Genomic DNA, 13,616 nt, shown 5'->3' with positions numbered 1-13,616 from the left:
TCAGGCTATGAAAAAATTATTGTATCTTATAAGCACAATAGCAATTTTATTAAGCTCCTGCTCGAAAGACTTTTTAAAAACGGATCCGCATACCTATACCGAAGCTGTTTATTGGAAATCTGCCACCGATGCAGAAGAAGGCCTGGCTGGCGCCTATTCGCCCCTGCAGGGGGAAGAAGCCCTGGGCGGGGAAGAATGGTGCGGCATGGAAGCTTTCAGTGATATTGGTTACCTGAATGACAATAGCTACACAGATTTTTTATCTATGGCCGAGTTCAGGGCTACACAGAATAATGAAGGAGACCTCAGCCTGAATGCATACAAGGAATATTACCAGACTATAAAAAGGGCAAACGATGTTTTGGTGAACGTGCCAGACATAAGCATGGATGAAGATGAAAAGCAAAGGATATTGGGAGAAGCCAATTTTCTGATCGGGTATTGTTATTTTACCCTTGTAAGGCGTTATGGCGGCGTGCCGCTTTACGACCCTGAAAATGTGGATGCATCCGTATCCGTGCGCGCCACCGAAGATGAAACCTGGGCTGCTATAGAAACGGCACTTACGGCTGCAACGGAACAGCTTTCTTATACGCACGACCAGGGCCGTCCCGGTTTAGGCGCTGCGTATGGCCTGCTGGCTAAAGTTTATGCCTACGAAGAAAAGTGGGACGAAGCTAAAACCGCCGCTGAAGTGGTTATAAATTCAGGAGAACATGACCTGTATGCGGTTTATTCAGATTTGTTTTCGCTTGACCACGAAAATACCACAGAGCACCTGTGGTCATTGGGAGCCCGGTACGGAACCTATCCCATTACTCCCATACTGTACCTGCCTAATAATGTATGGAATGGCAATCATTCAGAAAGCCTGGGCGCCGGGTGGAGGCTTGTTAGCGCTACAAATTTGTTTTATGATAGCTATGAGGATGGTGATGTGCGTAAAAAAGCAACTGTTGCAAAAAGAGACGTAGATACGGTTACTTATAATGGATATACAGATATTCTGCAGGCGCCAAACAATTTATCTGATGTGGTTTGCGTAAAGTTCATGCAACCGTATGAAGACGGTTATACGGATTGGACTGCCGGTCTGGATGTTCCGGCACTGCGGTATGCTGATGTATTGCTGATAGACGCAGAGGCCATCATGAACCTGAATGGCGGCGGCCCGGACAACCGTACCGTAGGAGTGCCTGCAGCAGCAGAATCTTTCAATAAAGTGAGGGAACGTGCAGGGCTGTCTGCCATTGCTTCTCCTACATTTAATGACCTGATGTATGAACGTGAAATGGAACTGGCTTTTGAAGGAGGCGACAGGCATTTTGACCTGGTGCGCTGGGGCCTGGCTGCAGAAATATACAATAGCATATCTGCTGAAGGCACTTATAAACCCGCACGCACGTTTGTATCTCCTAAAAATGACCTGCTTCCTTATCCTCAAAATGAAATTGATGTAAGCGGTGGTACCATAACCCAAAACCCGGGGTATAATTAAGGGGTTCCTGCACAATTATTTTTTAAAATAAGACGAGGCATTAGCCGGCATTTAGTAAATGAAACAATTCCCGCTTTTTCTTTTTGTATGCATCATTCTGTGCAATCAGGTTCTTTCGCAGGTCAGCCAAACCGCTATCCGGGGCCTGCTCCAGCGTACCGTTCCGTCAAAAGCTGCTTTTTTTTCTGTGGAAGAAATAGCGCCGGAAAATGGAAAAGATGTTTTTGAACTGGAGAGCCGGGGCAACAAAATTATATTGCGCGGCAGTAATGGTGTAAGTGTTGCTTCGGCGCTTAATTATTATCTGCGCAATTATTGCAACTGCCTCATAACATGGAATGGCAGCAACCTTAAATTACCGGAGAAACTGCCGGTTGTTGCAACCAAAGTGCATAAGGTAACACCTTACATGTACAGGTATTATTTAAACTATTGCACGTTCAACTATACCATGTCCTGGTGGGATTGGGAACGCTGGCAAAAAGAAATAGACTGGATGGCATTGAACGGCATCAATACGCCATTGTCAATTACAGGCGAAGAAGCTATATGGCGGGAAGTATATACCGCCATGGGTTTTACCCGGGCAGATATTGACAGGTTTTTTACGGGCCCCGCTTATTTCGCCTGGGGCTGGATGGGAAATATAGATGGATGGGGTGGGCCGCTGCCCCGGCACTGGATTGACACGCATAAGGAACTTCAGAAAAAAATAGTGAAGGCAGAAAGGGAATTGGGCATGAAACCTGTTTTGCCGGCATTTACAGGCCATGTGCCACCGGCATTTACAGAAAAGTTTCCACAGGCCCATGTAAAGAAAACAAACTGGGGCGCGGGCTTTGATGATGTATATATCCTTGATGCAAATGACAGTTTATTCGAAGAGATCGGAGCTGCCTTTCTTAAGGCACAAACCAAAGAATATGGAACAGACCATTTGTATTCAGCAGACACGTTTAATGAAAACCTGCCGCCCAGCAACGATTCCGCCTATTTGAACGATATCAGCAAAAAAGTTTTTGCATCTATGGCTGCTTACGATCCCAAAGCGGTTTGGGTAATGCAGGGATGGATGTTTCATTATCAGTCAACATTCTGGCAGCCCACGCAAATAAAGGCACTCCTGAATGCCATACCCAACGATCATATGATTATGCTGGATTTGTATAGTGAAGCCCATCCTTTATGGCAACAAACGGCAGCCTATTACGGCAAGCCCTGGATATGGAACCAACTGCACAATTTTGGCGGCAATATTTCTTTGTGGGGAAGAATGAGCCATGTTGCCAACGATCCTTCCGCTGCACTTAATGATAATGGTTCCGGGAAGATGGCTGGCATCGGCCTCGCTCCGGAAGGCATTGAACAAAACCCGGCTTTATACCAGCTTATGATTGATAATGTGTGGCGCAGCGATGCTATAGATATTAATACATGGCTGCAGCAATATGTTCAGCAACGCTATGGAACAATGGATGAAACGCTGTACACCGCCTGGCAAATACTGGAAAAAACAGTATATAATGGAGGTTTGGGCGAAGGTGGCCCGGAATCAATACTGGTTGCAAGGCCTACGCTCGAAAAACAAGGGCACCGGGTATTAACGAAGCTTGACTATGATCCGATGGAGCTGGTTAAAGCCTGGGAGTTATTTGTAAAATCTGCTGATAATTATGCCGGCAATGATGGCTTCCATTACGATCTTACTGATATTACCCGTCAGGTACTTGCCAATTATGCCAATGTATTGCAGCAAAAATTTGCAGATGCCTATAACGCACATAACCGCAAGGATTTTGAGCTGTACAGTAATTCTTTTTTAACGCTGCTCGATGACCTCGACAATCTTTTAAATACAAGAACAGATTTCCTGCTTGGCAGGTGGATACGGGCTGCAAGGTCAAATGGAATAACAACGGAAGAGCAAAACCTGTATGAAAAAAATGCCCGCGACCAGGTTACGCTTTGGGGCGATAAAGAAAGTGAACTGCATGAATATGCCAATAAACAGTGGGCCGGGCTTGTAAAAGATTTTTATAAACCGCGCTGGCAATTGTTTTTTAAATATATGGGACAGGGTTTGTCCGGCAAGGATACCTTGAATACAAAAGCATTTGAAGAAGAAGTAAAGAATCGGGAGTGGAAATGGGTGAACAGTACAAATGAAAAATATGCATACAAAGCATCCGGGAACAGCATACAGGTTGTAAAAGATTTATATAGCAAATACATAAGTCTCGTTAAGCAACCATAGAAGCATGCGCATACTATTTTATCTATCCATCTTAACTGGTATATGTATGCAGGCATATAGCCAGTCAAACGATCATATTTTTCCGGCTGCCGAAACAGCAAAAAAATATATTGATTTTGATCAAAAAGGCTTTATTATTTATGGCAGGCGAACTTTTATAGTATCGGCTGGTCTGGAATATGCACGGGTGCCGCGTGGTTTATGGAAAGACAGGTTGCTGCGTCTAAAAATGGCTGGTTTCAATTGTGTCGAGATTTATACTTTCTGGAATTATCACGAACCCCGGGAAGGTAAATTCGATTTTTCCGGCGATCATGATTTGAATGCATTCCTGCAGCTTGTGCATAGCCTGGGCATGTACTGTATTGCCCGTATTGGCCCGTATTATTGTGCCGAATGGAATTTTGGTGGCTATCCCATCTGGCTGCGGTTCAAAGAGAACCTTAAAGTACGTGAGCCCAATGCGGTTTTTGAAAAATGTGTTGACCATTTTTTTGATACGCTTATGCACATTGTTTTTCGTAACCAGGTTAACCATGGCGGCCCGGTTATTATGGTGCAGTTGGAAAATGAACATCCTCTCGGCTGGGGAACGGCTATACCGAATGTTTATTTTGAGCACCTGAAATTCTATGCGCTGGATAAAGGCCTTGAGGTACCTTATTTTTTCAGTGGCTTGCATCACGATTCAGATCCCGCGGGGGAAAATTACAAGCTGGATGATGCGGCACGCCCCAATCCCTGGTTTTCAACAGAGTTCTGGAGCGGATGGTTTAACCGTTATGGCAGTAACGAAGATGATGCAAAACTGTATGCAAGAAGAACCTGGAAAATAATAGCTGGCGGTGGCGGCGGTTACAATTATTATATGGCTTATGGCGGCAGTAATTTTGAATATGATAACAACGATGAAGATGCTGCCAGTTATGATAACGCCACTGGCATAGGGCAGGCCGGCGATTTGCGGCCTATGTATTTCGCCATGAAAAGAGCGGCTTTGTTTGCCCGCAGTTTCGAACAGGTATTAGCTGATGCTGTTGACGCCACGGGCCAATATGCTGCCCTGTTGAATGACACATCTGTTGTTATAAAAGCCCGCTCATCTGCGAAAGGCGATATTGTTTTTCTGGATAACAGGGCAGCAGCCGGCAGGCAGGTAAACATATCAGGCAAGACAATCTGGCTGGAGGGAAATGAAATTTATCCGCTGATACACCGGTTTGCACTTTCAAAAAATGTAATGATTGACTGGGCTTTTTCAAGAGTTTATGCGGTATATAATCAGGGCAATACGACCAACATTATCCTTAGTGGCAAGGGTGGAGAAGAAGCTGCAATCAATTTTTCTGTCAATAAAAAAATTGAATCAATTCCTAAAGAAAAATCCATCAAGGTTATTGATGGTAAAGTCTGTTTCTCAGGTCTGTTTCCATTAGGCGAAGTGCCGGTTTCTTACAGCTTTAATTGTGATGGACAAACAATCCGTATCATTTGTATTTCCGGGAAGCTGGCAGACCACACATGGTTTTTAAATAATGAACAGGGCAATCATATAGTTATTGGCCCTTCTTATGCTTCAGGCATAAAAGCTGATAAAGACAGCTCAATCATTTTTACTGAACAACCCTGGGATAGCAAAAGGTCAACAGCCTGGTTGCTTACAGAAAAAAATATAACCAGGATGCAGCCCCGCTATATCATGAGGCCCCATCCGGCTGCTACTGCATTATCATGGCAATACAAGCCGGCATTCCAGGCTTCGGAAAAAGATTTTATGGATGGCAATTGGCTGAAAGCAGATAACCCATTGCAAATGGGTGCAGATGGCGATATTACGGCCAGCGCCTGGTACAGGGCAAATATTGTTGTTCCCGAAGACACTATATATACTTTGCAGGTTGATGGCAATGGCAGGGCAACCGCCTATATTGATGGCAGGGTTGCAAGCGCATGGCTTGTGCAGGACGGTTTTACAACTATGCATATACCTAAAGGAAATCACAGTTTATCTGTTTTTGTGGCGCATAATGGCAGGGATAAATTAGCAGCTTATATCGGCCCCGTTGATTCTACCGACAGTAAAGGGTTATTTGGCGAAGCAAGGCTAATACAGGGTGTACATTCTTTTCTTACCTTACAGAACTGGCAATACAGGCTGGCCACAGCGAAAACAGACGTTGACTCAATGCCCATTGACGTTGATGGCTGGTTACCCTATACTATCGGGCAGGATGTGTTTAACAAGAAAAAGGGTTTCGCCTGGTTCAGAACGTTGCTGCCTGCGGGTGAAATAAGCAAAGGCAGCGGCATGCTTTTCTTCAGAAGTGTTGATGAAAATGCAACCGTATTTATTAATCATCAGCCTGTGGCACATCACGAAGGCTGGAACCAAAAGTTTTATGTTACGCTTAATAAACTTGATACAATAAGAGGATCTGTTTATTTGAATGTATTTATTGAAAATTATGATAATGAAGGCGGTATAGACCAGCCCGTTCTTATCAAACCTATCCCCGCTGGTGCAATACCACTTACCGGATGGAAAATGAAAGGCGGGACCGGCGATGAATGGTCGCAGGAATGGGCAGCGCTTAACGATACACTCCGGCAAAAAGGCCCTTGTTTTTACAAAGCACATTTTACCATTGATGCAAATGAGAATGATGGCATTATCCGCAGGGTTTCAACAACCGGACTGGGACATGGCTCAGTATGGATAAACGGGCATAACATAGGCCGTTACCCTGAAAAAATACCGGCGCCGGGAATGTATATCCCTGAATGCTGGCTGAAGGAAGGCGATAATACCCTCGCCATTTATGATGAAGATGGCAGGGCGCCTGTACAGGTACAGGTTATAACAGAAGCCCTGGCAAGCCGTGATTTTATTCAATATACAGCACATAATCACTAAATAATTAATTGAAACATGCTATGACAACTGCAGATGAACGTTTTCTTTCCCTTGATGTTTTCAGGGGGCTTACCATCTGTTTTATGATTATTGTAAATGCCCCGGGATGGGGTGCCAATCCTTATGTTCCATTGGATCATGCTGCCTGGTTTGGCTTCACTCCAACTGACCTTGTATTTCCCACTTTTCTTTTTGTGGTGGGCAATGCATTGAGTTTTTCTGCAAAGAAATATCAATCTGAAAAAGCCTTCTTTACAAAGCTTATACGGCGCGCCCTGCTTTTGTTTCTGCTTGGTTACCTCATGTATTGGTTTCCTTTCTTTCATAGGGCAGAAGAAGGTGGCTGGGCGTTCAACGACATGGCGCATACGCGTATAATGGGAGTATTGCAACGCATAGCCCTTTGCTATTTTGCAGGCGCCTTGCTGGTGCATTTTTTTCCGGCCCGCACCGTTGTAATTATCTCCTGTTGTTTGTTGTTAGGTTACTGGCTCATTCTGTATGCTTTTGGCGAACCCGGCCAGCAGCTTTCAATGTTGGGGAATGCGGGCACAAAATTGGATAAACTGCTGCTCGGCGATAATCATTTATACCACGATAAAGGCGGCCCCATAGCTTTTGATCCCGAAGGTTTGCTAAGCACTTTGCCTGCTATCGTAAATGTTACGGCAGGTTACCTGGCTGGTATATTTATTCAGCGGAAAGGTAAAAATTATGAAAGCGTTGCCAAATTGCTTATCGCTGGCATGCTGCTGATAATGGTGGCCTTGTTTTGGTCGCAGTTTTTTCCATTGGCTAAAAAACTTTGGACGAGTCCTTTCACCTTGCTTACAATTGGAATTGACTTATCTATAGCAGGGCTATTGATTTATTTAATAGAATTAAAAGCCTGTAAAAAAGGCATGGATTTCTTTCTCATTTTTGGGAAAAACCCTTTAGCCATTTACCTGTTGTCTGAGCTGTTGTTAACCGCCCTGCAGGTAATTTGGGTAGCGCCGGGCATTAGTTTTTACAGGTGGGTAAATGAAGTTTTTTTCCAGGTAATATTGCCTGGCCCTGCAGGCACTTTATTATTCGCTATATGTTATATGCTTCTTTGCTGGCTGGCAGCTTATGCATTGCACAAAAAGAATATTTATATAAAACTGTAGAACCAGGAATGAATATTAAGACAATACGCTTAATTGCCCGCTTCTTCTTTTTTGTGGCTATGCCCTGCCTTAAACTTGCTGCCCAGGAAAATATTTTGCAATATGTAAATCCATTTATTGGCACTGCTAAAAGCAATGTTTATACAAAATGGGGCAATGAAGGGGGTACTTATCCGGGTGCGGCGGCGCCTTGGGGGTTTATGCAATTATCTCCCGAAACGCGTAACAGCGGTTATGATTACACCGACAGTGCTATACATTTTTTTACCTGCATACAACACCACAGCGGTTTTCCCGGCGGTTCGGCAGGGCGTTTGCGCATAATGCCTGCCCCTGCTGCATACAGAAAAGCGCAAAGCCTGCATTTTTCCCATGCTGATGAAGCAGCGTCGCCGGGTTATTATAAAGTTTTTTTCCGAAAGGAGCATATTTTGGCTGAAGCCACAGCTACTGTGCATGGCGGCATGTTTCGCATAAGTTTTCCTGCAAATACACAGCCCGTTATTTTCATAAGCGATGCAGGCGAATGGCCAGGTACAGAAAGCGGAGACAGGCATGGTTTAAATACCGTATTCCGTTTTAGCCTTCAGCCAAAAGATACGGTTAAATGGCAGGATGGTTACCTGCTTCGTTTCAATAAGCCTTCAGGCAAAAGTAAAACGGTGCTTACTATACGGCTAAGTGTTTCTGAGGTAAGCATTTCCGGCGCAGAAGATAACCTTGCGCAGGAACTTTCCGGCGATTTTGAGAAAACACTGGTCATAACACAAACTGCATGGAAGAAACAGTTAGCTGTGGTGGAAGTGGGCGATGCTTCATTTGCAGATAAAGAGGTTTTTTATACGGCATTGTATCATTCATTGCTGCTGCCCTGGATTATATCTGATGCCAACGGTTTATATCGCGGGGTTGACGGCAAAATATACAAAACCACGGGGCGTAACGCTTACGGCGGTTTTTCCCCGTGGGATACATTCCGCTCGCTGCACCCGCTTCTTAGTTTTTTATATCCTGACGTACAGCGCGACATGCTATTATCCATGCTGGCAATATATCAGCAGGGCGGCTACCTGCCAGTAGAATCTATGACGGGCAATCATGCTATACCTATAATTGTTGACAGTTATCTTAAAGGCATACATCCTGCAGATAGTTTGTTATTATATAAGGCTATGAAAAAAAGCATTGTTGACGGCCCGTACCTTCAAAAAGATTTTGCTTTATATGCTGATGGTTTTATTCCCTATCCTTATACAGAATCTGTAACAAAAACGGTTGAATATACTTATGATGACTGGGCATTGGCGCAATATGCAGACAAGGTAATGCGCGATGACAGCCTGAGCAGTTTTTTAATGAAAAGGAGCCGTAATTACCTGCAGCTTTTTAACCAGGAGGAGTTATGCCTGTTGCCTAAAAAGGACAGCACTTCCTATCCAAATATGGCAAATGCAGGATATAAGGAAGGCGATCAATGGGTTTATACGCTTTTTCTGCCTCATTACCAGCGCAGCCTCATTAATCTTAAAGGCGGTGATGATAATTTTATAAAACAGGCAGATGAAGCGCTGCAAGACAAGCGACTGGTTTTTGATAATGAAACAATGTTTCATGTGCCTTATCTTTTTAATAGCACGTTATACCCGTACAAAACACAGGCGTGGGTGCAGGCTATACGTTCGCGGTTTAGCAGTACGCCGGGGGGCTTGCCTGGTAACGACGACCTGGGTTCAACCTCAGCCTGGTATGTCTGGAGCGCCTTAGGCATATTCCCCGTTTGCCCCGGCAGCACAGAGTATGCTGTGGGAACGCCCTTATTTAAAAACGTTGTCCTGCACCTGCCTTCCGGCAAAGAGCTTACTATTACCGCTTCCAATTTATCTGCCAACAGTTTTTTTGTGCGCTCCGTTTCTTTAAATGGCCAGGCATATAAAAGCAAATGGATTGAGCACAATATATTAAACAATGGTGGCGCATTGCAATTTGAAATGGACAGTTCGCCGGTGCTGCAGCAGCAACCCGGCTACATGAAAGGTGATACAGATGGCGATCTTAACTGGACGGCAACCAGTGTTGCTGCAACCAAAAGTAACGTGCTGGCCGGCGAAGGGTTTTGGGTAAGATATACATTACAAAATGGCAAGGCAATGGGAACGGCCATCGTTAAACTGTATATTGATGACAGCATTGAGCTTGGCAAAAACTGCCTGCTTAAACCGGGCGAGATAAAAGCAGATTCCATCTTTTGCAGATTGTATGCTTATGGAAAGCATAGTGTGCGGCTCTTGCAACAACCTGTTATGCATATAACCATAACAGGCGATATGCCAAATGCTGACGCATTCAACATCTCAGCCTTACACGCAAGCCCGCTCGTAAAAAAAGGTGGCTATGTGCAGTTGAGCTATCAGGTGCAGAATATTAGCAGCGCAAACAAAAAGCTGGTTTTACCAGTAAAAGAAAACAGCAAAGTTCTCTTATCCGATACTATACAGCTTGCCCCGGGCAATAAAACTACAGTTTACCATAGCTTTCCGGCCAAAGTGACCGGGTGGCGTGACTTTGCCGTTATGAATGAAACCGTAAAATCAAAAGTGTATGAACGGGCGGAGGATGCACTGGTTTTGCTTTTTGATACGGTTAATACCAGCAAGGGCACGCTGTATGATAATTCAGGATTTGGATATAACGGCTATACCGCATCCTTTGAAAATTATATTCAGTTGCCGCATTGCCCCGGTCTTGACAGCAACGGCACAGCGTTAACCATAATGGCCTGGGTGTATGATACGATTACAATGCAATCCTCGATTGACCTGATAGCAAAGGGGGATAATCATGTACTACAGCTTTCTAACCACAAACAACTTGGTTTTTTTGCCGGCGGGTGGGGCAGGGGCGATTGTACGGTACCGTTGCCTGAAAATTGGGTGGAGCACTGGCATCATATAGCGGGCGTTTGCACAGGCAGGGAGCTGCAAGTGTATATTGACGGACGTTTAACCGGAACCACCCACCTTGAGGAGGTTATAAACTTAAATGTACCAGCCCGATGGACGATTGGCAGCAATGAGGAATTCCCGTTGGACAGAACATTTAAAGGCCGCATGCGGGATGTGAGAATTTACATGCAGGCGCTTGATGCGGTAAGCATTCAGCATATTTATGAATCAGGAAAATTAACGCGGTAGTTACGTTATTGTGCGGCAAAAATGTTGGTGAGGCACTTAAAAATTCATGCATGCAGCCAACACGAAGAAGCATTTGAAATGACGTTTTTAATGGGACGGAAATTAATGTATATGTCATTATCTGTGCCAGACCCCTCCAAAGGGAGGGTTTTCCCTTGGAGCTGCTTTATCCCGTTCGCTTTTTCCAAAAGCATTTACCGTATCGAATGAAATTGTATTCATAATACTTACTGCCTTGGGCATTAAAAGAATAATCAATATGCAACATTCAATGCCCAATCAATGTCGTTTAGTTTGACCTCACCCTAAATCCCACTCCAAAAGAGAGGGAGCTTACAGAATGCCTAATATTCAATTTAATATATACTGCAGGGATTGGCCGCTATGTTGCCCAGGCTTTATCACCTTTTTTATAGGGTATGCAGCCTTCATATTTTCCCGGTACAGCAATATAACGCAGGGCCTGCGTGGCGCCGGGTTTTGAAGTGAAATATCCGGTAAGCGTTAACTGCTTTATCATGGTGAAATAATGCGGGTCATCCTGCGGGTCGCGTTTGAATGTACCCAGGTTTTTATCAAGCGCTATCTGGTGCCTTTGTTCGTCGGTTAATTTAGCTGCACGGGCGCCAATTTCCTGGCTGCGCGCTTTGGCTTCCTTATCCAGTTCAACCAAAAATTCGGTGCGCTGTTCCGGCGACATCTCCATAAACGATTTGCTGTACTTCTTTTTAGCGGCATCCTGCAATTTGGTAATGCCATCCGTAAAGATTTTCTGGTCGTCTTCAGCATAACAATCGGCGACCATTGTTTTCATGAATTCGCCAATCTGCGCAGCTTTGGCGCCGGGCGATGATGTTGCGGGCAAAATGGTGTCGCCTACTTCATCCAGCAAAGCAATATCATCTGCTGAAAACAATCCTTCTTTTGCCGGCGTGGTTTTACAGCCGGAAAGAAAGGCTTCAGCGCCGATAACTGCGCCGCCCATAATAAGCGCCACACGTTGTAAGGCTTCTCTTCTATCCATAATAATTGTATTTAAGCCCCAACCCTAAAGGGCGGTTGGGCCTGATTTAAAATGTATGTTTTAATTTAATAAGAACTTTGAGTAATCCAAAGCCCGGTTCCTGCAAAACCACAAATCCACCCAAATCCCGGTTCAGACATTTCCTTTTTTCAATTCCTCCACTGCGTAATTCGCTGCCCGCGCTGTTAATGCCATAAATGTAAGCGATGGGTTTTGCGTACTTGTTGAAGTCATGCAGGCGCCATCGGTTACAAACACGTTTTTACAATTATGAAATTGATTATACGCATTCAGCATAGATGTGTTTGGGTCTTTGCCCATTCTCACGCCGCCCATTTCATGAATGTCTAAGCCCGGAGCCTGTTTGCTGTCGTGCTGCTGAATGTTTTTACAGCCCGCCTTATCCAGCATGTCAGATGCCTGCGTTAAAAAATCATTCATCAGTTTTATATCGTTATCATCATAATCCACATCAAAAACCAGTTGCGGAATGTCCCATTCGTCTTTCTTATCCTTACTTAAATCAACATGGTTTGTTTCTTTCGGAATGGTTTCACCCTGCATCATCATTGATACATGCCAGTTGCCGGCTTCGGTTAATGCATCTTTATAAGCGCCACCAATTTCTTCATTCAGGCCAGCCCCATAAAAACACATATAGCCGCGCAGAAAATCCATTTCCTGTTTATACACATTCCTGAAGTTGGGCATCATGGGTTGCGTGGGCCTTCTGCCATAATAATATTTATCCATCGGGCCATCATAGCTCGCCGAAACAGTGCCGCGATAATTATGAAAGGCCACATATTTTCCCAGCAGGCCATTATCATTTCCAAAACCATTTGGAAAACGGTTGGATACAGAATTCAGTAAGATGAGGTTTGTATTGAAACAGGCCGCGTTTACAAAAATTATTTTTGCAAAATATTCAGTTGCCTGTTTGCCTGCCCGACCGTCAGGCGGGGTATTTGTATTGATAACACGCACGCCAACAGCCTTATTCAACTTATCATCATAAATAACAGAATGCACTGTTGATTCAGGCTGAACAGTAAGATTACCTGTTTTTAATGCCCACGGAATAGTGGATGCATTGGAGCTGAAATAACCGCCAAACGGGCAACCGCGTTCGCATAAGCTCCTCGCCTGGCACTGATTTCTGCCTTGCTGAATGTGAATGGGATTTGGTTTGGTGAGATGTGCGCAACGGCCCTGCACCACATTCCTGTCTTTATAAGCCGCATTTATTTTTTGCGCTATATCTTTTTCCACACAATTCATTTCCCAGGCCGGAAGAAACTCACTGTCCGGCAAAGTTTCGAGGCCATCATAATTACCGCTGATGCCCGCAAATTTTTCCACATGCGAATACCAGGGCGCAAGATCGCTGTAACGAATGGGCCAGTCAACCGCATAGCCATCACGTGCCGGGCCTTCAAAATCAAATTTGCTCCAGCGTTGCGTTTGCCTTGCCCAAAGCAAAGACTTGCCGCCGCTGATGCCACTGCCGATAACAATAGCATCATACGTGTTTTGCTGAACACCGCCGGAATTAATATTTATTTTATTACTGTCTTGCGGCAT

7 protein-coding genes are annotated in these 13,616 nt (G+C 44.6%); 5 read left to right on the top strand and 2 right to left on the bottom strand.

The genetic code is table 11. The annotated features are described in order from the left end of the window. The first annotated feature begins 7 nt into the window (after positions 1–7). From QM629_RS21010 to QM629_RS20990, 5 genes are read left to right on the top strand one after another with little or no spacing between them, the layout of a single operon-like run. The gene (locus QM629_RS21010) at positions 8–1,498 is read left to right on the top strand and encodes a RagB/SusD family nutrient uptake outer membrane protein (protein ID WP_415161877.1); all 1,491 of its coding nucleotides are present in this window, start codon (positions 8–10) and stop codon (positions 1,496–1,498) included. Positions 1,499–1,556: 58 nt separating this feature from the next. Then, the gene (locus QM629_RS21005; RefSeq protein ID WP_415161876.1) at positions 1,557–3,752 is read left to right on the top strand and encodes an alpha-N-acetylglucosaminidase; all 2,196 of its coding nucleotides are present in this window, start codon (positions 1,557–1,559) and stop codon (positions 3,750–3,752) included. A gap of 4 nt (positions 3,753–3,756) precedes the next feature. Then, positions 3,757–6,666: a beta-galactosidase gene (locus tag QM629_RS21000; protein WP_415161875.1), complete on the top strand. Its 2,910-nt coding sequence runs from the start codon at positions 3,757–3,759 to the stop codon at positions 6,664–6,666. 20 nt (positions 6,667–6,686) lie between these two features. After that, on the top strand, positions 6,687–7,817 hold the full coding sequence (locus QM629_RS20995; RefSeq protein ID WP_415161874.1) for an acyltransferase family protein: 1,131 nt from the start codon (positions 6,687–6,689) through the stop codon (positions 7,815–7,817). 8 nt (positions 7,818–7,825) lie between these two features. Continuing rightward, on the top strand, positions 7,826–11,008 hold the full coding sequence (locus QM629_RS20990) for a GH92 family glycosyl hydrolase (RefSeq protein ID WP_415161873.1): 3,183 nt from the start codon (positions 7,826–7,828) through the stop codon (positions 11,006–11,008). Positions 11,009–11,390: 382 nt separating this feature from the next. On the opposite strand, the gene QM629_RS20985 is transcribed toward QM629_RS20990, so the two are convergent. Continuing rightward, a complete protein-coding gene (locus QM629_RS20985; protein ID WP_415161872.1) occupies positions 11,391–12,032 on the bottom strand; it encodes a gluconate 2-dehydrogenase subunit 3 family protein in 642 nt (213 codons plus the stop codon). Positions 12,033–12,164: 132 nt separating this feature from the next. Continuing rightward, positions 12,165–13,616, bottom strand: a complete 1,452-nt coding sequence (locus QM629_RS20980) for a GMC family oxidoreductase (protein WP_415161871.1) — start codon at positions 13,614–13,616, stop codon at positions 12,165–12,167.

The sequence above is a fragment of the Parafilimonas sp. genome (genome assembly GCF_047606085.1).
In the GTDB taxonomy this organism is placed as follows: Bacteria; Bacteroidota; Bacteroidia; order Chitinophagales; family Chitinophagaceae; genus Parafilimonas.
The sequence above is the reverse complement of the archived record's forward strand: the minus strand, read 5'-3'. Positions and strand labels throughout refer to the sequence as shown.

Bases quoted from the DNA above. Each gene is read 5' to 3' on its own strand.
- QM629_RS21000 (WP_415161875.1), top strand. From the start codon at position 3,757: ATGCGCATACTATTTTATCTATCCATCTTAACTGGTATATGTATGCAG.
- QM629_RS20985 (WP_415161872.1), bottom strand. From the start codon at position 12,032: ATGGATAGAAGAGAAGCCTTACAACGTGTGGCGCTTATTATGGGCGGC.
- QM629_RS21005 (WP_415161876.1), top strand. From the start codon at position 1,557: ATGAAACAATTCCCGCTTTTTCTTTTTGTATGCATCATTCTGTGCAAT.
- QM629_RS20990 (WP_415161873.1), top strand. From the start codon at position 7,826: ATGAATATTAAGACAATACGCTTAATTGCCCGCTTCTTCTTTTTTGTG.
- QM629_RS20995 (WP_415161874.1), top strand. From the start codon at position 6,687: ATGACAACTGCAGATGAACGTTTTCTTTCCCTTGATGTTTTCAGGGGG.
- QM629_RS20980 (WP_415161871.1), bottom strand. From the start codon at position 13,616: ATGCCGCAAGACAGTAATAAAATAAATATTAATTCCGGCGGTGTTCAG.
- QM629_RS21010 (WP_415161877.1), top strand. From the start codon at position 8: ATGAAAAAATTATTGTATCTTATAAGCACAATAGCAATTTTATTAAGC.